This is a genomic window from Amycolatopsis sp. lyj-23 (genome assembly GCF_046549135.1).
Classification (GTDB): domain Bacteria; phylum Actinomycetota; class Actinomycetes; order Mycobacteriales; family Pseudonocardiaceae; genus Amycolatopsis.
In genome coordinates, this window is record NZ_JAJPWN010000007.1 from 121,921 (window position 1) to 144,705 (window position 22,785).

General features: G+C 71.1%; 16 protein-coding genes. 7 read left to right on the top strand and 9 right to left on the bottom strand.

Annotated features, from left to right (window positions below):
* Positions 1-4 precede the first annotated feature (4 nt).
* Entirely contained in the window at positions 5-3,286 is a 3,282-nt protein-coding gene (locus ACLJPY_RS18845) for an NACHT domain-containing protein (RefSeq protein WP_410590110.1), read from the bottom strand.
* Between the two features lie 69 nt (positions 3,287-3,355).
* Between ACLJPY_RS18845 and ACLJPY_RS18850 the strand changes: the two genes are divergently transcribed.
* Both ACLJPY_RS18850 and ACLJPY_RS18855 read left to right on the top strand, forming a co-directional pair.
* Positions 3,356-4,810 carry a phospholipase D-like domain-containing protein gene (locus ACLJPY_RS18850; protein ID WP_410590111.1) on the top strand — a complete coding sequence of 485 codons (1,455 nt, stop codon included), beginning with the start codon at positions 3,356-3,358 and terminating at the stop codon, positions 4,808-4,810.
* Positions 4,811-4,866: 56 nt separating this feature from the next.
* Positions 4,867-5,811 (top strand): MerR family transcriptional regulator, encoded by a 945-nt coding sequence (locus ACLJPY_RS18855; protein WP_410590112.1) that lies wholly within the window; start codon positions 4,867-4,869, stop codon positions 5,809-5,811.
* A 50-nt stretch (positions 5,812-5,861) separates the two neighbouring features.
* Here ACLJPY_RS18855 and ACLJPY_RS18860 read toward each other — a convergent pair whose 3' ends face one another.
* The 5 genes from ACLJPY_RS18860 to ACLJPY_RS18880 form a co-directional block, all read right to left on the bottom strand.
* Positions 5,862-6,101 (bottom strand): DUF2283 domain-containing protein, encoded by a 240-nt coding sequence (locus tag ACLJPY_RS18860; protein ID WP_410590113.1) that lies wholly within the window; start codon positions 6,099-6,101, stop codon positions 5,862-5,864.
* Positions 6,102-6,126: 25 nt separating this feature from the next.
* Complete coding sequence (locus tag ACLJPY_RS18865) at positions 6,127-7,701, bottom strand: succinic semialdehyde dehydrogenase (protein ID WP_410590114.1); 1,575 nt, start codon at positions 7,699-7,701, stop codon at positions 6,127-6,129.
* Positions 7,698-9,326 carry a GMC family oxidoreductase gene (locus tag ACLJPY_RS18870; RefSeq protein WP_410590115.1) on the bottom strand — a complete coding sequence of 543 codons (1,629 nt, stop codon included), beginning with the start codon at positions 9,324-9,326 and terminating at the stop codon, positions 7,698-7,700. Before ACLJPY_RS18870 ends, ACLJPY_RS18865 begins: the two co-directional genes overlap by 4 nt.
* Before the next feature lie 94 nt (positions 9,327-9,420).
* Positions 9,421-9,879, bottom strand: a complete 459-nt coding sequence (locus tag ACLJPY_RS18875) for a dihydrofolate reductase (protein WP_410590116.1) — start codon at positions 9,877-9,879, stop codon at positions 9,421-9,423.
* A complete protein-coding gene (locus ACLJPY_RS18880) occupies positions 9,876-10,673 on the bottom strand; it encodes a thymidylate synthase (RefSeq protein WP_410590118.1) in 798 nt (265 codons plus the stop codon). Before ACLJPY_RS18880 ends, ACLJPY_RS18875 begins: the two co-directional genes overlap by 4 nt.
* A gap of 106 nt (positions 10,674-10,779) precedes the next feature.
* Here ACLJPY_RS18880 and ACLJPY_RS18885 point away from each other — a divergent pair, with 106 nt between their 5' ends.
* The 3 genes from ACLJPY_RS18885 (at position 10,780) to ACLJPY_RS18895 (ending at position 14,444) form a co-directional block, all read left to right on the top strand.
* Positions 10,780-11,232 carry a Fur family transcriptional regulator gene (locus ACLJPY_RS18885; RefSeq protein ID WP_410590120.1) on the top strand — a complete coding sequence of 151 codons (453 nt, stop codon included), beginning with the start codon at positions 10,780-10,782 and terminating at the stop codon, positions 11,230-11,232.
* Positions 11,229-13,502, top strand: a complete 2,274-nt coding sequence (gene katG / locus ACLJPY_RS18890) for a catalase/peroxidase HPI (RefSeq protein WP_410590121.1) — start codon at positions 11,229-11,231, stop codon at positions 13,500-13,502. Before ACLJPY_RS18885 ends, katG begins: the two co-directional genes overlap by 4 nt.
* A gap of 177 nt (positions 13,503-13,679) precedes the next feature.
* A complete protein-coding gene (locus ACLJPY_RS18895) occupies positions 13,680-14,444 on the top strand; it encodes a polysaccharide lyase family 7 protein (RefSeq protein ID WP_410590122.1) in 765 nt (254 codons plus the stop codon).
* 40 nt (positions 14,445-14,484) lie between these two features.
* Here the strand turns inward: ACLJPY_RS18895 and ACLJPY_RS18900 are convergent, their stop codons facing one another.
* Positions 14,485-15,507, bottom strand: coding sequence for an LLM class flavin-dependent oxidoreductase (locus tag ACLJPY_RS18900; protein ID WP_410590124.1), 1,023 nt, complete (start codon positions 15,505-15,507; stop codon positions 14,485-14,487).
* Positions 15,508-15,635: 128 nt separating this feature from the next.
* On the opposite strand from ACLJPY_RS18900, the gene ACLJPY_RS18905 reads away from it, so the two are divergent.
* Both ACLJPY_RS18905 and ACLJPY_RS18910 read left to right on the top strand, forming a co-directional pair.
* Positions 15,636-16,154 carry a hypothetical protein gene (locus ACLJPY_RS18905; protein ID WP_410590125.1) on the top strand — a complete coding sequence of 173 codons (519 nt, stop codon included), beginning with the start codon at positions 15,636-15,638 and terminating at the stop codon, positions 16,152-16,154.
* 149 nt (positions 16,155-16,303) lie between these two features.
* Positions 16,304-17,971 (top strand): alpha/beta fold hydrolase, encoded by a 1,668-nt coding sequence (locus ACLJPY_RS18910; RefSeq protein WP_410590585.1) that lies wholly within the window; start codon positions 16,304-16,306, stop codon positions 17,969-17,971.
* On the opposite strand, the gene ACLJPY_RS18915 is transcribed toward ACLJPY_RS18910, so the two are convergent.
* A complete protein-coding gene (locus ACLJPY_RS18915; RefSeq protein WP_410590127.1) occupies positions 17,955-18,455 on the bottom strand; it encodes a DUF6461 domain-containing protein in 501 nt (166 codons plus the stop codon). The two genes, ACLJPY_RS18910 and ACLJPY_RS18915, sit on opposite strands and share 17 nt — an antisense overlap.
* Before the next feature lie 1,356 nt (positions 18,456-19,811).
* Positions 19,812-22,610 (bottom strand): SpoIIE family protein phosphatase, encoded by a 2,799-nt coding sequence (locus ACLJPY_RS18920; protein ID WP_410590129.1) that lies wholly within the window; start codon positions 22,608-22,610, stop codon positions 19,812-19,814.
* Positions 22,611-22,785 lie beyond the last annotated feature (175 nt).

A 22,785-nucleotide genomic window follows, 5' to 3' on the forward strand; every position in this document is an offset into this window, starting at 1 on the left:
CGCCTCAGAGCCACTTCACCTTGATTCCAGGGCCTGCGCCGAGAATCCGGTGCCGGTCGGGGTAGGCCCGGACAGTCAGCCGGGCATCGCCCAGTCCGGAAAGATCGATATCCCCCCGCTCCATGGGCTTCGACAGAATGTCCAGTGTGGTCAACTGGGTCATCCCGGCGATCTGTGTCAGCTGATCCGAGTCGACCGGGGTGACCATCCGAAGGGTCCGCAAGCTTTCCACGGTCGTGAGCGGAGTGAGGTCGCTGACCTGACAATGACGGATGGACAACCTGTCCAAGGCAGCGAAGCGGGCGAGCTCGCCGAGTCCCTCCAACGGGCGAACCTGGAGGAAGCCCAGCGAATTGATTCCGGGAACGTCCATCGTGAGTTGACGCAATCCACCTCGGATGTCCAGGCCGGCTCCTTCGGAGGTACGCCCGACATCCAATGACCGAAGAGCGGTCAACTTGCGGAGGAAGCTGAAGTCCGCCCCGTTCGGATAGCCGTAGAGGTACAACTTGCTCAAGGCTCGCAGCTCACCGAGCGCGGAGAAGTCCTCGACCTCCTCGAGCCGTTCGAAGCCCAATGAGACCAGGCTCGTCATCGAACGAAAGAGCTCAAGATCGGTCAGTGACGCGACTTTGGGGTAGAAGCACAAATGCCGCAAACTCGGGATACCGAGGAGGGGACGGGGATCGACCGCACCGCGAGGCTCCAGCAACAACGATTCGATGTCGGCGCACCGCTTCAGCGGAGCAAGATCTTCGAAATCGCCGACTAGCGAGGCATGGCGCAGGCACGGCAACCGTGCCAGCGCTTCCAGGTCCGTGAAATCGCGAAGTTTGATACTCAGATCGCGCAGGTGGCGAATTCTGGGGACTGCGGGGAGGAGCGCCTGATCGTCGATCGACAGATGCCCGTCCGGCAACGGCGCGTCGGCGAGGATGCGTGCGGCGTACTCGTCCGGATCGAAGTAACGCCATGCCGCGATCAGTTCCTTCTGCACGCCCGGCCTCGGATCGCGGCTGAACTTCTCCAGCACCGGCCACGCTTCCGGGCCGTTGATCAACGCCGCGGTCCGGACGGTGGCTGCGGCCGCGGCTTCCGAAAGATCGGCCGGTGTGTCGAGCAGCCGCGGCAGCAGGACTTCTCCACCGGCGGCCAAGGACCGGGCTTCGGCTGTTCCCCGCGGCGGAATCAGCGCGGCCAGGGAACTCTCCATGCGTTCGGCGAGCTCGACTGTCAGAGCCGGCGCGGACTCCGTCGCCGCCGAGGCGAGGAGGCGGAGCTTCCGCCGGCTTCGCGGTTCGGCGTCGGCCCGGTCGAACAGACCCTTGAACAGCTGTTCGCGCACCGGTGCATTGGCCAGGCCGGAGGCCATCACGACGATGTCCCGCCACTGGTCCAGGTGTGCGTTCTGCACCAGCAAGCCGACATCTCCCTGATCCGCGGCCTCCTCCGCGGTCAGGAACTCCTGGAACGTGCGGTGCACGAAGTCGATCCTGCCCGGCGTCGGCTCACGGACGATCCCGCTCCGCTGTACCAGGTGCTCCAGCAGGACCTCCGCGTCGTAGTCGACTTTCGGCATGGTCGCGAGCCGTTCGGCGAGACGCCTGCGTGCCTCCTCCCTGCTCAGCTCGGACCGGCCGTTCACCGACAGCCGCCAAGCCAGGTGCCGAAGCAGCTGGCGGCTTTCCCGGTTGCCGATCTTCAGCGAGGCGGGGATTCGCCTCTCGACGTCACGGCGTTCCAACAGCATCGACAACGCGGTGACGTAGAGCTCAAGCCGGTTGCGCGGGAGGAACGAGGCATGGTCCAGGTTCAGCGCACACAACATCGCGCACAGCAGCGGTGTCGTCGCGAGAGCTCTCAAGTGGGCGTTGCCGTCCAGGCGGCTGAGCAGGACACCCTCGTACCGTGGAAGGTCCTCCTCGGCACACGGCATGCTTCCGGCGTCGCGCACGGCCTTGTGCCAGTGGCGGACAAGAGCGCGTACATCGGCCTGGCTCATGTGCTCGATCCAGGCGGAACTGAACCCTTCCGCACTCAGCCACTTCTCGGCCGCCGCGGCCGGCCGTGACGTGAGAACGAGCCTGGTCTCGGGAAATGCCTGACACAGGTCCTGGAGCCACGCTCGGACCGTTGCTCGCTCGTCGGCGGCGAGTTCGTCGACGCCGTCGACGAGAACGAGGGCACGTCCCGAGGCGAGCTGGCGATGGACGTAGGCCGACGGCATCAGCGCGGTCAGGGCTTGCGCCGTCCCGTCGAGGAACTCCTCGGGCGAGGGAAGCCTCCGACCGGAGTAGCCGCGCAACTTGACCAGGAACGGGACGTACCCGTTGAGGCCGGCCAGCTCGTCGCGAAAAGTTCCGCGCGCGGCGTTGACCGCGAGCCAGCGCAGGAGCGTCGACTTGCCCGAGCCGGCTTCGCCGCGGATCAGGATGCGGCCAGCCGTCGCCAACGCTTGCTCGGCCCGGACGGAACCGTCCTCGCCGCGCCCCGGATCGGCCCGCCACGAGAGCATCTCGTGGGCAGGTCCGCGGGAACCGACACCGGTGCCGCGGACGGTCAGGCTCACGTACGCGACGCTCAGCGTCGTCCGGGGGCGGTAGCTGCGGGTATCCACCCCGAACAGCTCGAGGTCGTCCAAGGTTTCGCTGATCTGCCGCAGGTACCGGGAGCGGAACGCCGTGTCCGACGCGGTGCCGCCGGGCGCCATCAGGGAGGGCGCCGGTAGCCGGTTGAGGACCCGTTCGAGCTGCTCGGCCAAGCCCGAGACCCGGCCGAGCAGCTCCGCGCCGGCCCTGGCCGCGAACGGGGTCAAGTGCACGACGAGGCGGACGTAACAGGCGCAGCACTCGTCGAGGACCCGGCGGTGGAACCACGTCGCGGCCTCGCTGAGACCCGCGCGTTGCGCGGCGTCCGGCATGGTGGCGCGAAGGCGGCGGGCGAGCTGGGCCGGGTCGACGTCGACCTCGAACAAGTCGGCATCGGCCAGATCGGCCCGTTCGAAGGCGGCCGCCACCTCCGCCAACGCCGCCGACCGCTCGCCGTCGTCGAGATCCGGGACTTCCTGTCGGCACAACAGCAGCAGGCGCTCGGATACGACGTCGACCAGCGCGTCTACTTCCCGGTCGAAGCGTCGGCGGGGAAAGCCGCTCCCGATGCGCGCCTGCACCAGCTCCGACAGCGAGCTCTCCCGCTCGAGCGCGCTGTTGCGGCTGGTGAGCCACGACTTCACGGCGGAGCTCACGACTGTGGTCCCCACCTTCATCACCAAGGGCTCCATGGCCATCGAGTCGCAGTTGCGTCACCCGCTGTTACTGCACGGCGAACCGGCCCGATCTGTAGTGGTATGGGAGCCGTGACGACGTTTGACTCCTTCGTGGACAAGGTGGACGAGCGGCTCGGCGACGGGCTCGAGCGTGTCCTGTGCGCCCACCACCAGCGGCGGCTGCAGCGGCTCGGCTGGGGTGACGTGCTCGCCGGCGGTGCGCAGGACCGGCTCGGCGGCCGGGCGCCGGTGCGCGAGGGCAACCGGGTCGAGGTGCTGATCGACGGCGAGGAGTCGCTGCCCGCCGTCGAAGCGGCCATCCGGCAGGCGAAATCCCACGTGCACCTGGCCAACTGGCACGCCAGCGCCGACTTCCGGCTGACGCGCGAACCCGGGTCGCCCACCCTGCGTGAGCTGCTCGCCGAGGCCGCCGGGCGCGGCGTCGAGGTCCGGGTCCTGCTGTGGGCCGGGCCGCCGTTCCCGGCGTTCCAGCCGTCGCGGAAGCTGGCCCGGTCCGAACAGCGGAAGTTCACCGAGGGCACGGACGTGCGCTGCGTGCTGGACGCCCGCGAGCGGACCCTGCACTGCCACCACGAGAAGATCGTGGTCGTGGACGACGCCGTCGCGTTCGTCGGCGGGGTCGATTTCACCGCGCTGGAGGGCGACCGGCACGACAGCCCGGAGCACCCGCCGCGGCCGATCGGGTGGCACGACCTGATGGCGCGGGTCGAAGGGCCCGCCGTCGCCGATGTCGCCGTCCACTTCCGGCGGCGCTGGACGGAGGTGGCGGGCGAGGCGCTGCCCGAACCGGCGGTCCCGGAGCCGGCCGGCACCAGCCGCGTCCAGCTGCAGAAGACCGTCCCGAACAACACCTACGACTTCCTGCCCAAGGGTGAGTTCACCATCCTCGACGGCTACCTGCGCGCGCTGCGGTCGGCGCGGCGGCTGGTGTACCTGGAGAACCAGTTCCTGTGGTCGCCGGAGATCGCCGAGGTCCTGCTGGACAAGCTGCGGAACCCGCCGGCCGACGACTTCCGCGTGGTCCTGCTGCTGCCGCGCAAGCCGAGCAACGGCTCGGACACCACGCGCGGCCAGCTGGGCCGCCTGCTGGACGCCGACGACGGCCACCACCGCCTGCTGGCCGCCACGGTCAGCGCGCACGACGGCGACGAGTCAGCCCCGGTGTACGTGCACGCGAAGCTCGGCATCGTGGACGACGAGTGGCTGACGATCGGCTCGGCGAACCTCAACGAGCACTCGCTGTTCAACGACACCGAAGTCAACCTCGTGACCGACGACCCGGAGGTGGCCCGCACGACGCGGCTGCGGCTGTGGGCCGAGCACCTCGGCCACCCGGTAGCGGAGCTGGAGAACCGCACCCCGGCGGACATCGTCGACAACCTGTGGCGGCCACTGGCGGCGGAGCAGGCCGAGCGGGAACGCCGGGGCGAGCAGCGCACCCACCGCCTGGTCCTGCTGCCGGGCACCTCCCGCCGCGCGGCCCGGCTGCAGGGCCCGCTGCGGGGGTTGCTGGTGGACGGCTGAGCCCGCCGCGGTTTTCGCGTTGAGTCTCCCCCGAGGGGAGGCGGCAGGCTGTGGGCATGGACGACGAGAACCTCCTCACGATCGGGGCGCTGGCCGCGCGGACCGGGCTGTCCGTCAAGACCATCCGGTTCTATTCCGACCGGGGGATCGTTCCGGCGACCTGCCACAGCCCGGCCGGCTACCGCCTGTACGACGTCGCCGCCCTGGCCCGGCTGGAACTCGTCCGCACGCTGCGTGCGCTGGACATCGATCTGCCCACCGTCCGGCGCGTCCTGGCCGCGGAGACTTCGCTGGCCGAGGTCGCCGCGGCCCACGCGGCGGCCCTCGGCACGCAGATCCGGGCCCTGCGGCTGCGGCGTGCCGTGCTGGCCGCGGTCGCGAACCGGCAATCGACCCCTCGGGAGATGGAACTGATGCACAAGCTCGTGAGCCTGTCCGACGCCGAACGGCGCCGCTTCGTCCACGATTTCATCGACGACACCTTCGGCGGTGTCGACGCCAACCCGGCCATGGTGGAACTGCTGCGGTCGAGCATGCCCGAACTCCCCGAAGACGCCGGCCCCGAACAGGTCGAGGCGTGGATGGAGCTCGTCGAACTGGTCCAGGACAGCGAATTCCGGGCCGCGGTGCGCCGGATGGCCGAGTACCAGGCGGCCCAGCGCGCCGACGGCGACACCACCGGCCTGCACCACGACCTGACCGAAACCGTGTGCGAGGACGTCGGCCGAGCGCTCGCGACAGGAATCGCCCCGGACTCGGAAGAGGCCGGCGCCATCGTCGCCACGCTCACCGCGCGCTACGCCGAGACGTTCGGCAAGGCCGACGACGAGCGCTTGAAGAGCTGGATCGTCGACCGGCTCGACATCGCCGACGATGCCCGCGTCACGCGGTACTGGCAGCTGGTGGCCGGCATCAACGGCTGGCCTCCGCTCCCGGACCTGCACCCGGTGTTCACCTGGTTCCGCCAGGCACTGCGCGCGCGTCTCGACAGCCGGGCGTGAGTGCTACCGGATCCGCAGCTTGCGCATCAGCTTCAGCCCGGACCGGTTCGTCACTCGAGCCCGATCCGCCTCGCCGCGTCGAGCACGGCCGGTGGCAGCTTGGCCCGCGCCGCGAGCACTTCGATGCCCACCAGCCGGCCGTGCTCGTCCAGGTCGAGGTTGATCATCCCGTCGACCCGCACGGGATGACAGGCGTACGTGCGCGCGGCGACCAGCGGGATTCCGGGCTCGAGGAGCCGGATGTACGCCGCGTCGGCGACTTCGTCGTAGGTGACGTCGAACTCTGCCATTTCCGGTAAGCGTACCGGCGCGCGCCTAGCGGATCCGCAGCTTCCGCATCAGCTTCAACCCGGAGAGCATGCTTTCGACGTACTTCTCGTACCCCTGCCCCGGCCGCGGCCCCATGACCTGCTTCTTCAGCACGGCCAAGTTCTGCACGTCCGTGTACTTGAGCAGCCCCTGATCACCGTGGCGGGCCCCGACGCCGGAGTTCTTCACCCCGCCGGACGGCGTTCCCTTGGCCGCGTACGCGGTCGCCAGGACGTCGTTGACGTTCACGTTGCCCGACTCGATGCGGGCCGCCACCGCGCGGGCCGCCGCGATGTCCGTGCTCCAGACCGAGGCGTTCAGGCCGTAGTCCGTGTCGTTGGCCAGTGCCACCGCTTCGTCGACCGTGCGGTACTTGTGCAGCGCCACCACCGGGCCGAACGTCTCGGTCACGCCGCAGAGCATGTCCGTGGTGACGCCCTCCAAGATCGTCGGCTCGAAGAACGCCGGGCCGAGGTCGGGGCGGGGCTTGCCGCCGCAGAGCAGGGTCGCGCCCTTGGCGACCGCGTCGTCCACGTGGGACTTGACGCGGCGCAGGTGGTCGACCGAGACCAGCGAGCCCATGTCGGGGCCGAAGTCGTAGGCCGCGCGGACGTCGAGGGCCGAGGCCGCCGCCACGAACGCCGTCTTGAACTCCTCGTAGCGGGACTCCGGCAGGTAGATCCGCTCGATGTGCATGCAGATCTGGCCCGTGTTGCCGAACGCCCCGAAGATGGCGCCCGGCACGGCCTCCGAAAGGTCAGCGTCCTCCAGCACGATCATCGGGTTCTTGCCGCCGAGTTCGAGGCAGCAGCCGATGAGGTTGCGGCCCGCGCGTTCGCCGATCACCCGGCCGGTCGCCGTCGAGCCGGTGAACATCACGTAGTCGGCGTGGTCGATCAGCGTGGGGCCGACGTCGGGACCCTCGCCGCACACCACCTGGAACAGGCCTTCCGGCAGACCCGCCTGCTCGAGCAACCGGACGCCGTAGAGCGGCGAGAGCGCCGTCTTGTTGTCCGGCTTCAGCACCACCGCGTTGCCCGCCATCAGCGCCGGCACCGCGTCGGAAACGCCGGTGGCGAACGGGAAGTTCCACGGCGCGATGATGCCCACGACCCCCTTGGGCAGCCGGACTTCGGTCGACGTCGTGAGCAGCGGGACCGGCCCGCCGCGCTTCGTCGGCGCGAGCAGGCGCGCGGCCCGCTTCAGGTAGTGGCTCATCACCATCGGCGGGTCGCAGGTCTCCTCGATCGCCATCCGCCGGTTCTTGCCGCTCTCCACCTGGATGAGGTCGGCGATCGTCCGCGCCTGCTCGACGAACAGCGCGTGCGCCCGCTTGAACACCGCCAGCCGCTGCTTGAGCGGGGTGGCCGCCCACTCGCGCTGGGCTTCGCGCGCGACCGCGAACGCCCGCTCGATGTCCTCGGGTGTCGACTGCGGCAGCTCGACGAGAACGTCGCCGGTGTACACCTCGGTCAGCGGCCAGGTCGCGCCGGACGAGCCCGGCACCCGGGCGACGAGCTGCCGCAGGAACGCGTCGGTGACCGACGCCGGGCGGGTGAGTCCGAGCGGCGTGAGGGTCATGACCGGCTCCCGAGGACCAGCTGGGCGCCCATTTCCCCGATCATGATGCAGGGCGCGTTGGTGTTGCCGCCGGTGATCGACGGCATGATCGAGGCGTCGCAGACCCGCAGCCGCTCCACGCCGCGGACCCGCAGGTCCGGGCCGACGACGGCGAGCTCGTCGACGCCCATCCGGCAGGTGCCGACACCGTGGTAGACCGACGTCGCGCGGTTGAGGATCGCGTCGCGCAACGCCTGGCCCTTGAGGTCCTGGCCCGGGTGGATCTCTTCCTTCACCGAGCCCTTGAACGCCTTGGACGCGAAGATCTCGCGCGCCATTTCCGAGCCCTCGCCGAGCAGCTCGAGGTCGGCCGGGTCGGACAGGTACTGGAAGTCGATCAACGGCGCGGCGGTGGGATCGGCCGAGGCGAGCCGCAGCGTGCCGCGGCTCTTCGGGTAGATGAGCGTCGTCAGCACGGTCAGGGCGCCGCGCTTGTCGACGTCGTGCCGGATCGGCGCGTCCTGGTTGGGCGACACGTACGCCCACGGCAGGAGGTGCAGCTGCAGGTCGGGGATCGCACCCGCCTGCGAGGTACGCAGGAACGCGACCGCCTCGAAGACCGAATTCGCCAGGAACGTGGTGCCGGGGCGGAGCAGCTCCCGGGCCAGCCCGCGGGCGAAGTACGGCGCCGTGCCCTTGTTCTTGCTGGACGACACGTGGAACGTCAGCGCGTGGAACATGTGGTCGTGCAGGTTGTCGCCGACGGGCAGGTCGGCGACGACGTCGATGCCGTGCTCCTTCAGGTGCTCGGCGTGGCCGATGCCGGAGAGCATGAGCAGCTGGGCCGAGCCGATGACCCCGGCGGAGAGGATGACCTCCTTGCCGGCCCGGACGGTCCGCCGGCGGCGGCCGTCGACGACCTCGACCCCGACGGCGCGGCCGTTTTCGACGAGCACCTTCTCGACCAGCACCCCGGACTGCAGCTGCAGGGTCGGGGGCGCGAGGTGGTGGATGTAGCCGCGCGAGGCGCTGTAGCGCAGGCCGTCGGCGGCGTTCTGCTGCATCCGGCTGACGCCCTCTTGGGATTCGGCGTTGTAGTCGTCGAGGATCTTGCAGCCGAGCGCGTCGGCGGTGGCCTCGACGAACTGCAGCGAACCCTCTTGCGGGTTCTTCGCGCGGGTGATCCGGATCGGGCCGCCCGCGCCGCGGAAGGCGTTCTCGCCGTCCTCGAAGTCCTCCATGCGCTTGTAGGCGGCGTTGACGCTGTCGGCGTCCCAGCCGGTGTTGCCCTCGGCGGCCCAGGAGTCGAAGTTGGCGCGGTTGCCGCGGACGTAGACCATGCCGTTGATGGAGCTGGACCCGCCGACGACCCGCCCGCGCGGCACCGGCATCCGGCGATCGAGAACGTGTTTCTGCGGCACGCCGTAGTAGCCCCAGTCGAGCGGCTTCTTGAGCTGCGGCACGGCGTGCATCGGCCCGACGAGCCCGGGTTTCTTGACGAGCAGCTGCTCGTCGCTCTTGCCGGCTTCCAGGACGATCACGCTGGCCCCAGCCTGCGCCAGCCGCCCCGCGATCGCCGCCCCGGAGCTGCCCGACCCGACGACGACGTAGTCGGCCTCGTCGCCGCGCGCCGCCCTTTTCGCCATGCCCGCTCCTTGCTACGACCGGCTGGAACTGGAACGTGTTCTAGTTCCAGCCACCGTATAGCGCCGACCCCGGCAAGCGCAACGGCCCGGGCCGTCAGCCCCAGGTCAGAAAGCGGTAGTGCAGGCCGGTCGTCGACTCCAGCCACTCCCCCACGGAGTCCGCCGGACGCCCGACCTCCGGCGCGTACGTGTCCCCCTCGAAGGACTCCCGCAGCTCGGTCACGACGATCCGGTCCGCGAACGGCAGCGCCGCCCGGTACACCGCCGCCCCGCCTATCACCCACAGGTCACCGGACACCGCGGCCAGGGCCGACGGCAGGTCCACGAACGTCTCGACGCCCTCCTGCGGGGCCGACGACAACACCAGGTTGCGCCGGCCCGGCAGCGGCCGGAACCGCGGCGGCAGCGACTCCCACGTCCGGCGGCCCATTACGACCGCCGCCCCCGAGGTCACCGTGCGGAAGTGCTTGAGGTCCTCCGGCAGGTGCCACGGCAGGGCACCGTCCCGCCCGATGACGCCGTTCGCCGCCTGGGCCCAGACCAGCCCGATCACACCGCCACCGGCGCTTTGATGCCCGGGTGCGGGTCGTAGCCCTCGAGCGAGAAGTGCTCGTAGGTGTAGTCGAACAGGCTGTCGGCCGGCTTCAGGCCCAGCGCCGGGAACGGCCGCGCGTCGCGGGCCAGCTGCGTGCGGACCTGGTCGACGTGGTTGTCGTAGACGTGGCAGTCGCCGCCGGTCCAGATGAAGTCGCCGACCCCGAGTCCGACCTGCGCGGCGATCATGTGCGTGAGCAGCGCGTAGCTGGCGATGTTGAACGGCACGCCGAGGAACAGGTCCGCGCTGCGCTGGTACAGCTGGCAGGAGAGCTCGCCGCCGGCGACGTAGAACTGGAAGAACGCGTGGCACGGCGGCAGCGCCATGCGCGGGATGTCGGCGACGTTCCACGCCGACACGATGATCCGCCGGGAGTCCGGGTTCTCACGCAGCGTGCGCAGGACCTCGGCGATCTGGTCGACGTGTCCGCCGTCCGGGGTCGGCCACGAGCGCCACTGCACCCCGTACACCGGGCCCAGGTCGCCGTCCGCGGCCGCCCACTCGTCCCAGATCGTGACGCCGTGCTCCTGCAGCCACGAGACGTTCGCGTCGCCGCGCAGGAACCACAGCAATTCGTACGCTATCGAGCGAAAGTGGACTTTCTTCGTGGTGATCAGGGGAAAGCCCTCGGACAGGCGGTACCGCAGCTGGTGCCCGAAGATCGACCTCGTGCCCGTGCCGGTACGGTCGCCCTTGCGGGTGCCCGTGTCGAGGACGTGGCGGAGGAGGTCTTCGTACTGCGTGTCCGGCATGCCCCGGAGCCTAGCCATGCCGCTGACTCAGCGTGAACCCCGGCTGCGCCACTCGGACGAAGTCAAAACTTGACCCATTCCAGAAAAGGTCCTAGGGTCGGTGGTGATGTCGGACTTCGAAGCACAGCTGCGTGCGGTCTCGCTGCGGGTCACCCGGCCCCGGCTGGCCGTGCTGGCCGCGCTGCGCGACCATCCGCACGTCGACACCGAGACGGTGATCGACCTGGTGCGGGCCGACCACCCGACGGTTTCGCACCAGACGATCTACGACGTGCTGCGGGCGCTCACCGACACCGGCCTGATCCGGCGCATCCAGCCGGCCGGCGCGAACGCGCGCTACGAGGCCCGGGTGGGTGACAACCACCACCACGTCGTGTGCCGTTCGTGCGGGGCGATAGCCGACGTCGACTGCGCCGTCGGCCACACCCCCTGTCTCACCGCTTCGGACGACCACGGTTTCGTGATCGACCAGGCGGAGGTCGTCTACTGGGGCACCTGCCCCGACTGCGCGGCCGACCGTCCCCGAAAAGATTCGCCGCTCCCGGAAGGAAGTAAATGAGCTCCACCCAGGACACCCCGTCCAGCGCGCAGGGCGTGGACAAGAAGGCGGCGGCCGGTTGCCCGGTCGCGCACGACTCGGTGACTTCGCACGGCAGCGAGAGCGAGAACCCGGCGATCGACTCGCCGACCCCGAAAACGGGTGGCCGGCCGCGCACGAACAAGGACTGGTGGCCCAACCAGCTCGACCTGTCGGTGCTGCACGCCCACTCCGCCAAGGGCAACCCGCTCGGCGCGAACTTCAGCTACGCCAAGGAGTTCGCGAAGCTCGACGTCGAGGCCCTCAAGCGGGACATCACCGAGGTGCTCACCACCTCGCAGGACTGGTGGCCTGCCGACTTCGGGCACTACGGCGGCCTGATGATCCGCATGAGCTGGCACGCCGCGGGCACCTACCGCATCCACGACGGCCGCGGCGGCGCCGGTGACGGCAACCAGCGCTTCGCCCCGCTCAACAGCTGGCCCGACAACGCCAACCTCGACAAGGCGCGCCGCCTGCTGTGGCCGGTCAAGCAGAAGTACGGCCAGAAGATCTCGTGGGCCGACCTGCTCGTGCTGGCCGGCAACGTCGCCCTGGAGTCGATGGGCTTCAAGACCTTCGGCTTCGGCTTCGGCCGCGTCGACGTCTGGGAGCCCGAGGAGATCATCTGGGGCCCGGAGGACGACTGGCTGGGTGACGAGCGCTACGTCAGCGACTCGGAGATGGCGCCCGAGGTCGGCGCGACCGAGATGGGCCTCATCTACGTCAACCCCGAAGGTCCCCGCGGCAGCGCGGACTTCGAGGCCGCGGCCCACTTCATCCGCGAGACCTTCGGCCGGATGGCGATGAACGACGAGGAGACCGTCGCCCTCATCGCCGGCGGCCACACCTTCGGCAAGACCCACGGCGCCGGCATCGCCGACGACCACGTGGGCCCGGAGCCGGAGGGCGCGAACATCGAGGCCCAGGGCCTCGGCTGGCTGAGCACCCACGGCAGCGGCAAGGGCCCGGACACGATCACCAGTGGCCTCGAGGTGACGTGGACCGACAAGCCGACCGAGTGGAGCAACCGCTTCTTCGAGATCCTGTTCGGCTACGAGTGGGAGCTCACCACGAGCCCCGGCGGCGCCAAGCAGTACGTCGCCAAGGACGCGCCGGAGATCATCCCGGACCCGTACGACCCGAACAAGAAGCACAAGCCGACGATGCTCACGACGGACCTGTCGCTGCGCTTCGACCCGGTCTACGGCCCGATCTCGCGCCGCTTCCTGGAAAACCCGGACGAGTTCGCGCTCGCCTTCGCCAAGGCCTGGTACAAGCTGCTGCACCGCGACATGGGCCCGGTCAGCCGCTTCCTCGGCCCGTGGGTCGCCGAGCCGCAGCTGTGGCAGGACCCGGTGCCGGCCGTCGAGGGCGAACTCGTCGGCGACGCCGACATCGCCGCCCTCAAGGCGAAGGTCCTCGAGTCCGGCCTTTCGGTTTCCGAGCTGGTTTCCACCGCGTGGGCGTCGGCCGCGAGCTTCCGCTCCACCGACAAGCGCGGTGGCGCGAACGGTGCCCGGATCCGCCTGGAGCCGCAGCGCAACTGGGAAGTCAACCAGCCCGAGCAGCTCGGCAAGGTCCTCGAGGTCCTCGAGGGCGTCCAGCGCGAGTTCAACGAGGCCGGCGGCGCGCAGATCTCGCTCGCCGACCTGATCGTGCTGGCCGGCTCGGCCGCCGTCGAGAAGGCGGCGCGCGACGCCGGCGTCGAGACGACCGTGCCGTTCCACCCGGGCCGCACCGACGCCTCGCAGGAGCAGACCGACGTCGACTCCTTCAAGGTGATGGAGCCGCGCGCCGACGGCTTCCGCAACTACCTGCGGGCCGGCGAGAAGCTGCAGCCGGAGACGCTGCTCCTCGAGCGCGCCTACATGCTCGGCCTCTCCGCACCCGAGATGACCGTCCTGGTCGGTGGCCTGCGCTCCCTCGGCACCAACCACGGCGGGGCCAAGCACGGCGTCTTCACCGACAAGCCGGGTGTGCTCTCAGGCGACTTCTTCGCCAACCTGCTCGCGCCGGGCACCCGGTGGAAGGCGGCGGAGGCGAGCGAGAACGTCTACGAGATCCGCGACGTGACGACCGACGAGGTCAAGTGGACCGCCACCGCGGTCGACCTGGTCTTCGGGTCGAACTCGCAGCTCCGGGCGCTGGCCGAGGTCTACGCCAGCGACGACGCCCGCGAGAAGTTCGTCGCCGACTTCGTGGCGGCGTGGACGAAGGTCATGGAGCTCGACCGCTTCGACCTCGCCTGATCCAGCGCAGAACGGGCCCGGCCGGTTTCGGCCGGGCCCGTTCTTGTTTCCGCCGATCTTGACAAGGGGTGAGCGCCGACCTACCGTGAGTTCCACGCCGCCGGGTTGTCCAGACCATTTATTTCACATCCGTGAACGAAATGGTGCAGTGTCCCCACCGCGAAAGGACACCCATCGATGCGCGTGCGCGCTTTCCTCGCCCTCCTGGCGATCCCGGCCCTGGCCGCGGCGACCGCCTCCCCCGCACTGGCGGCGAACCCGTCGGTCGCTCCCGGCGGCAACTTCGACCTCTCGGTCTGGCAGCTGCAGGAGCCGGTCGGCTCACCGGGCAGCCCGACGACGATCTCGTCGTCCCGGCTGCAGGGGCCGAACGGCTTCCAGGACAGCTACTTCTACACCGACACCCGTGACGGCGCGATGACGTTCTGGGCGCCGGAAAAGGGCGTCACGACGCCGAATTCGAACTACGCGCGCTCGGAGCTGCGCGAGATGAACCGCGACGGGTCGTCGGCGAACTGGTCACTGAGCGGCTCGCACAAGCTGAACGCGACCCTGCGCGTGGTGTCGGTGACGTCGAACGTGTGCGTCGGCCAGGTGCACCTCGGCACCGGCGGCTCGTCGACGAAACCGCTGCTGGAGCTGTACTACCGGGCCAGTGGCGACATCGTGCTGGGCACGGAGAACTCCCCCGACGGCGGGCAGACGTCCCACACCGTCGGGCACGTCTCGGTCGGCAAGACGTGGACGTACACGATCGGCATTTCCGGCGGCAACACCATCGACCTGACGGTCAACGGGACGACGACGCACTACGGCATCCCGTCGTCGTTCAAGGCCTACAAGCAGTACTTCAAGGCCGGTTCGTACAACCAGTCCTCTTCGGACAGCACGACGAAGGGCGCGCGGGTGGCGTTCTACGGCCTGACCGTGTCCCACAGCTGAGACGGCGAGCGGCCCGGCCGCCACCGGGCCGCTCCTCCCGTCAGCGCCAGCCCAGCTCCGGGGCCACGTGCTCCAGGATGTTCTCCAGCACGTGGACGTTGTAGTCGACGCCGAGCTGGTTCGGGATGGTGAGCAGCAGGGTGTCCGCGGCCTGGACGGCCTCGTCCTCCTTGAGCTGCCGCACGAGCTCGTCGGGCTCGCCGGCGTAGGAACGGCCGAAGATCGCGCGGGTGTTCTCGTCGATCATGCCGACCTGGTCGCGCGAGTGGCGGTCGCGGCCGAAGTACGCGCGGTCGGTGTCGTTCGTCAGCGCGAAGATGCTGCGGCTGACCGAAACCCGCGGCTCGCGCTCGTGGCCGGCTTCGGTCCACGCCTCGCGGTAGGCCTCGATCTGCTTGCGCTGCTGGACGTGTAGCGGCTCGCCCGTCTCGTCGTCCTTGAGGGTCGAGCTCTGCAGGTTCATGCCCAGCTTCGCCGCCCAAACGCTCGTCGCGTTCGAGCCGGAACCCCACCAGATGCGGTCGCGCAGCCCCGCGGAGTGCGGCTCGAGCCGCAGCAGGCCCGGCGGGTTGGCGAACATCGGCCGCGGGTTCGGCTGCGCGAAGCCGTCGCCGTCCAGGAGCTTGAGGAACACCTCGGTGTGCTGCCGGGCCATGTCGGCGTCCGTCTCGCCCTCGCCGGGTGCGTAGCCGAAGTACCGCCAGCCGTCGATCACCTGCTCGGGGGATCCCCGGCTGATGCCGAGCTGGAGCCGGCCGCTCGAAATGAGGTCCGCCGCGCCCGCGTCCTCGATCATGTACAACGGGTTCTCGTAACGCATGTCGATGACGCCGGTGCCGATCTCGATCTTCGACGTCCGCGCGCCGATCGCCGCCAGCAGCGGGAACGGGCTCGCCGCCTGTCGCGCGAAGTGGTGCACGCGGAAGTAGGCACCGTCCACGCCGAGCTCCTCGGCGGCCACCGCCAGGTCGATCGACTGGTGCAGGAAGTCGGCGGCCGAGCGCGTCTCGGAGTGCGGGCTGTCCGACCAGTGGCCGAAGGACAGGAAGCCAATCTTCTTCACAGCACCTCAGACGTCCGGCGGCCGGATTTGATTCCCCGGTGTGAGGGGGCCGACCGTCGCTCGTTCCGGTGAACCGGCGTCCGCGCCGGGCCCGGCCGGGTACTCCACCGGAAAGGAGGAGGAGACGCATGCCGGACAACGACCTCACGGGGTTCCTGATCATCGGACTGGTGTTCGTGGTGGCGGACGGACAGGTCCTCTACCGCGGCGGCCGGCGGTACCTGAGCGGGCCGGACGGCGAAGAGGGGACCGGCTCGGTGGCCTGGATGGTGGTGACCGTCTTCCACCTCGTGTCGTTCGGGGTGCTCGCCCTGCTCTCGGTGGTCGGCCCGCAGTGGTCGGGCTCGACGGCCGCGCTCGTCGGCCGGCTCGGCGTCTTCCTGCTGCTGATGGCCGTGGCGCACGTGCTCACGCTGGCCGTGCTCTCGCGACGCCGTCAGGACCGGATCGTCGAAGAGCACTTCCAGGACCGCGAAACCGAGCGGCCGATGACCGAGACCTACGTCCGGCCGGCCACCGAGGTGGTCGTCGAGCCGGCCGCGACCGACCCGGCGTGGCGCCCGGCCGTCACCCCGGTGCCGGGGCAGGAGGGCCCGCACCCGCGCGTGGCGCCCGATCTCGGCAACCACGGCCCGTACCGCACCTGACCTGCACCGCGGGGTTCACCGGATCGAAGGAATTCTCCCGGCGAGGCGCGGTTTTCGCGCGCCGCTGCCCACCGGGCGTGATTGGATCTTGCCCGGCCGGTGCGCGAGGAAGGAAGACTGCGGTGCGAACGTCCCGAGCTGGGCTGGCGGTGGTGGTTGCGGTCCTGGTCGCGGCCACGGCGCCCGCGGCCGCGACCACGCCCGACCCGCTCGCCCCGTACCGGAGCCAGGAGGTCGCCTGGGGCGCCTGCCCGTTCAAGCAGCGGAGCCAGCCGCACCCGGCGCAGTGCGCGCGGATCACCGTCCCGCGCGACTGGGCGGCCCCGGCCGCCGGCACCGACCTGCAGGTGGCGATCAGCCGCGCGGCGGCGACCGGCACCCGGCAGGGCGCGATCCTGATCAACCCCGGCGGACCCGGTGGCCAGGGCACCTCGCTGGCCGGCGCGCTGGCCGGCCTGGAGCCGACGGTGAACGAGCACTACGACGTCATCGGCATGGATCCCCGCGGCACCGGCCAGGAGGGCAGCGCGGACGAGGGGTACGTGTGCCGGGTGCCGCTGGGGCGCCTGCCCGCGGACGACGCCGACCTCGACGCCCGCGACCGGTCCGCGACCAGCATCGCGCTGCACCAGCGGACGCCGCGCGTGCTGGCCGAGGCCTGCCAGAGCGACGCGCTGGCGCCGTTCATCACCACCTGGCAGACCGCGCACGACATGGACCTGATCCGCGCGCTCCTGGGCGACGAAAAGCTCAGCTACCTGGGCTTTTCCTACGGCACGTGGCTCGGCGCCAAGTACGCGTCGCTCTTCCCCGACCACATCGGCAAGATGGTCCTCGACTCCAGCGTGAACTTCGAAGGCCGCCTCCAGGCCGCGTTCGAAGCGTTCCCGAAGATCGACCAGCGCCAGTTCGACCGCGTCTACGCGCCGTGGCTGGCCCGCCGGTTCCCCGACCAGCTCGGCAAGACCGCCACGGAGGTCCGGGCCAAGTGGGAGCGGCTGCGGGCCTTCTTCAAGACCAAGGGGGTGCCGCCCGACGTCTTCGACTCGGTCTTCGTCGGCAACGGCAGCACCCGGCAGTGGATGACCGGCGCCCTCGTCCTCACCAAGGGCGCAGCAGCGCTCGACGGCAAGACGACCACGCCGCCCGCCGCGCTGAAGGACGCCCTCGACCGGGCCTCGCGGGCCGTCTTCGGGCGTCCGGCCGCCCAGCTGACCGCGACCGACGTGGCCGCTGACCCGCCCGAGCCCGACTACGCGGACGTCCCGGGGACGCGGCTCGCCGTGGCCTGCGGCGACCAGCCGACGCGGACAGCGAGCTGGTACAAGCTGCTCAGCGACCTGCAGGGGCCGGCGTACCCGCTGTTCGGCTGGGCGTACGGCCTCAGCGAGGCGTGCGGCTTCTGGTCCGACCCGCCCCAGCACGAACTGCCGAACCTCTCGCCGAAGGCGGCCAAGAACATCCTCGTCGTCCAGGGCGAGTTCGACCCGCAGACCGGCTACGAACAGGCGGAGGCGGCGGCGCGCGCGGCCGGGATCCCGATGATCTCGGTGGCCGAATCGCCGTTCCACGGCCAGTACGCCGTGAGCGGGAACTCCTGTGTGGACAAACTGGTGAACGGCTTCTTCCTCGGCGGCGCGCGGCCGGCGGCGACCATCTGCCCCGGCGTCCCGCTGCCGGGCGAGCACCAGGTCTTCCCGGTGGCGGGCCCGGTGGGCGAGCCGTCCCAGCCGCCGTCGCCCGCGGAGCGGGACTCGCGCACGACGGTCCGGGAACGGCTTCAGGACGAAATCAGCGCGGTCAACCGCGAGCACTGATCCGGTAGCCCACCCCGAGCCGCTCGATGTCCTCGAGGTCCTCCGGGTACAGGCCCCGGCCGGTGAACCGCTCGACGGCGACCAGGCCCTTCTCGTCCCGGTCGCGGTAGTTCGCCAGGTCGAGGCCGGCCAGCGCCGCGGTGACGTCTCCGGTCCCGGACGGCTCGTCCAGCCCCGGCTGGAACGACAGCAGGACTTCGCCGCCGACGGCGAAGGACAGCCGTCTCACGCCGTTGACGTTCCAGAACATGCTCGCCGCCCGGCCGGCCCGGGACACCGCCGTGAGGACCGGGTGGTGGGAGCCGGTGAAGCCGTTTTCCTCGACCACCAGCACGCCGCCGTCGAAGCCGAGGACCGTCAGCCACTGGTCGCGGTACTGCTCGCGCAGGTCCTCCAGCGGCTCGGGCTCGGCCGGGTCCGCGCCGAACCCGCGGATGACGTCGTCGGCGGCGAGACCGGTGACGACGGTGACCGTCGCGGCCACCGTGAGCCGGGACCGCCGGATCCAGCGGTAGCGCACCTCCGGCCGGTCCTCCGGCGGCGGCTCCGGCTCGCCGCGGAGGCGGTGGCCGAGGCGGTCGGCGCGGGCGTGCACCAGCGGCGGCCCGGGCGGCGCCGCCCAGATCCACAGGCTGTAGCCCTCGGTCTCCGGGTCGTCGCGGCGTAGGCGTGCACGCGGACGCGGTAGTCGCCGGGCCACGGCGGCGTCTTCGTCTTCCCGCCCACGCCGGCCGAGCCGTGCTCAGCGTGCCAGCTCAGCTCGACGACCTCGTCCCAGCCCAGGGTTTCCACCTCGGCCGGCGGCTCGGCCAGCACCCGGACGCCGACCTGGACCCAGCCCGCTTCCGTACCGGTGCGGACGACCACACCGCCGTCGACGGGCTCGGCGAGACCGTTGTCCGCGAAGCTGCCGAAGGCGGGGAAACCGCCTTCGGTCAAGGCGAAGACGTGGTCGCGGACTTCCGCGGACGCGCTCCCGTACTGCGGCAGCAGGTACTCGGCACGCTCCTTCTCCCGCAGCGCCGCCGCGTACCCGGTGGGCATCGGAGCCGAGCGGAGGAGGTTCGCCGCGACCCCGAGCGCGGTGCCGACGATGCCCGCGATGCCGGGGCTGCCCGCTTCCCGCGCGGCGATCGTCGCCGTCACCAGCGCGATGGCCAGGTGATCGGCTCCGTGCGCCGCCGCGATCGCCGCTTCGTCGCCTTCGGGCGTGCGCAACAGCCGGTCGTCACCCAGCAGGCCGGCGGTCAGGTCCGCCACCCGCTCGAGGAGGCCGGGCCGGGTCTGGTGCAGGAAACGCGTCTGCCGCACCGCTTCCGCTTCGCTGTCGGAAGTGATGAAAGCGAACGCCCCGGACGTGGGCGGCGGCTTCAGCGCGGTCGTCACCGGAGGCGCCGGGACCGCCAGCTCGGCCAGCGTCAGCTCCACCGCGCCGTGCACCCGCTCGACGACCCACGACGGCAGGGTCCGCAGCGACCGGACGACCGCGGACTCGTCCGGCAACCGGCGCGGCTCCGGCTCGGACCGCAGGCGGCCCAGCACCGCAGCCGGCGCGGCCGGGATCACGGCACGGACGGACGGCACGACGGCGGCCACGGCAGCGGCGAGGTCCTCCCCCATGTGACCACTGTGCCAGAAACCGGGCCGGAGCTGCGGGTGGACCGAAATTGTCGGACCCCTCCCGTAGCCTCTGGCCCGGATCGACCGACTGGGAGGCGGCAATGACCGAGACCGTGTTCGTCCGAACCTTGCGTGGCAGCGTCGCAAGCGGGGAGACCCCGCCGCCGCGAACGCGCGCGCTGCGGTCACTGTCCACAAGAGACCCTCGGGCCGGACCGCCTCACCCGGCGAAGGTTTCGACCGCCAGCGCCTCCGACGTCGGTCCCGCCAGGCCGGCGAGCTCGAGGATGCGAAGCGGTGCCGTCGCCGCCTTCGCCCGCGTCTTGAAGGTCAAGCCGCGGCGCCCGGTCACCGTTGCGACGTCCAAGAGGAGGGCGATGCCACAACTGCTCAAGTAGCCGAGTTCGGTCACGTCGATGGTCACGGCCGCCGCGGTCGTCGCTTCGACCGCGGCGAGCACGGCCGGGCGGACTTCGCCGATCGTCGCCAGGTCGAGGTCTCCGGTGAGCTTCAGCGTCAGGGATTCCGGCTCGCTGTCGTCCACCGTGACGTTCGGGGGGACGGGCGGCGCAGGCCGGCTTCCCGGGACGCGGGCGGGCGCCCGGTTCCGGTTCGAGCCCGGATTCGGGCTCGGGTGCGGCTCCGGGTCCGGCTCCGGGCTCGCGGCGATGCGGAACCGGACGGCGGTGCCGTCGTCGCCGTGGTCGACGTCGAACTGCTCCGAGAGCGCCCGGATGATCCCGATGCCGCGGCCGCGGTGGCTGTTGTCGGCCGGCTCCGGGCGCCAGCGGCCGTCGTCGCGGACGAGGGCGTCCAGGCGGCCGTCCGCGGTGCGGGTCACCGAGTACGTGACCTCGCCCGGCGTCCGCGAGAAGGCGTGCTCGACGGAGTTGGCCACCGCCTCGCCGAGGGCGAGGCTGAGGTCCTGGTGCACTTCCGCCGGCACGCCCGCGAGCGCCGACCAGCGCTCGAGGTCGTCGCGCAGACGCTGCAGCACACCGGGCTCGGCGGGCGCGCGGCGCTGCAGCGGTGGCGGCACGAGCCGGATCGCCAGCAGGGCGACGTCGTCCTCCTGCCCGCTGTCGAGCAGGGCCGCGCCGATGGCGGTGACCAGCTCCTCCGGCGCGCAGGCGTGCGCGGCGGCTGCCGCTTCGCACAGCCGCCGCAGTCCGTCGTCGATCGGCTCGTCACGTCGCTCGACGAGGCCGTCGGTGTACAGGAGCACCGAGGCGCCGGGGGCCAGGGTCGCGGTGTCCTCGCGGTAGCGCGTGCGGTCCGGGCCGCCGAGCACGGCACCGCGGCCGGGCAGCAGCCGGGCGCCGGCGTCCTCGACCACCACGGGCGGCGGGTGGCCGGCGACGGCCCAGCGCAGCTCGCCGGTTTCCCAGTCGAGCGTGAGGCAGGCGCAGGTCGTGCCGGCCGCCCCGGCGGTGCGCGCGGCGAAGGCGTCGAGGCGGTCGAGGGCGGCGGCCGGGCCGTGGCCGTCGAGCAGGCTGCCGGCCAGTGCGCTGCGCAGCTGCCCCATCACCGCGGCGGCCTGCGGTCCCTTGCCGACGACGTCGCCGACGGACAACGCGATGCGCGTCGGTCCCACGGCGACGAGCTCGTACCAGTCGCCGCCCGTCTGGGCGTGCACCGCGGCCGGCTGGTAGCGGGCCGCGGCGGCGATCCGCGGCAGCGCGGGCAGCTCACGCGGCAGCAGGCTGCGCTGCAGCGTCTCGGCGATCTCGTGCTCCCGCTGCAGCAGGAGCTCCCGCTCGGCTTCGCGCCGGCGCCGCTCGGTGACGTCGCGGCCGATCGCCTGCACGCCCGAGGGCGTCGCCTGGATGCTCAGCTCCAGCGCCATTTCCGTGCCGTCGGCCCGGCGGAGGTGGTCGACTTCGCGGGTCTCGCGCACGGTGCCCGGCCCGGCGATCAGCTGCCGCCACCGTTCGCGGCCGGCGTCGTCGAGCAGGTCGGTGATCGGCGTGCCGACCAGCTCGTCGCGCGCGTACCCGAGGAGCTCGCAAGCCGCGGGGTTGATCTCGACGAACCGCAGGTCGCGATCGAGCACCCAGATCGCGTCGGTGGCGCGTTCCACCAGCAGCCGGTGCCGTTGTTCGCTGTCACGCAGGGCGCGCCCGGCGTGCGTGCGCTGGATGGACTCCCAGCACCGGCTCACGATGAGCTCGACCAGCTCGATCTCCGCGTCGGTCCACTGCCGGACCGTCGCCTGGTGCACGGCCATCGCCGCGACGAACCGGCCGCCGCGCAGCAGCGGCACGCAGATGACGGCGCGGATCCCGGTCACGCGGTAGGCGTTCAGGTCCGCCGGCTCGAGGCGGTCGTCGTGCCGGCTGTCGGCGACCACCCACGAACGGCCGGCCCGCATCGCCCGCATGCAGCCGTCCCCGAACTCGGACATGGCGAAGCGGCCGGGCAGCGGCGGGAGGCCGGTGGCGTGGTCCCCGCTCATCAGGAAGTGGTCTTCGTCCTCTTCCGCTTCGGCGTAGGCGCAGCGGTCGGCGCGCAGGTGTTCGCCGAGGCTGCGGGCCGCGTACACCATGATGTCCTCGGCGTCGGCCAGCTCCTGCAGGCCCCGCTCGAAGGCGGCGAGGAACCGCTGCCGTTCCGCTTCGGACTGCCGGCCGGAGGCGTCCAGCAGCACGCCGCCGATCGTCGCGCCGCCGGGGGCGTACCGGCCCAGTTCGTGCAGCCACACCACCCGGCCGTCCCCGGTCAAGGCGCGGTAGGTGACTTCGTAACCGCCTTGAGCGCGGCCCGCCGCCCGCGCCCGCGCGCAGTGGTCGCGGTCCTGCTGGTGGACGACCGAGAGAGCGAACGCCGGATCGGCCAGCCACGCCTCGGGCGGGTGGCCGAGCAGGGCGTGCGAGGCGGCGGAGACGAAGGTAAAGGCGCCGCTGCGGGCATCGGCTTCCCACACGACGACGGGCAGGCCACCGACGAGATCCGCCAAGTCCTCCGGCTGCATGTTCCCCGGCTTCCCACGAACGTCGATCCGCCACGCGGCTGCGAACACCCTACGAACTCCTCGGCCGGAGCGCGATTCAGCGCCCGACCGGTGCAGAAAGTTTGCTGCGGCCGGAGTAGTAATTCACTTTCGAACGAGGCAAGGTGCAGGTCCGGCGACCTGCGGCGTCAGGCGCAGTGGCCGACACCGCTCACCCCGGGACGACCCGCACCCTTGACGGCTC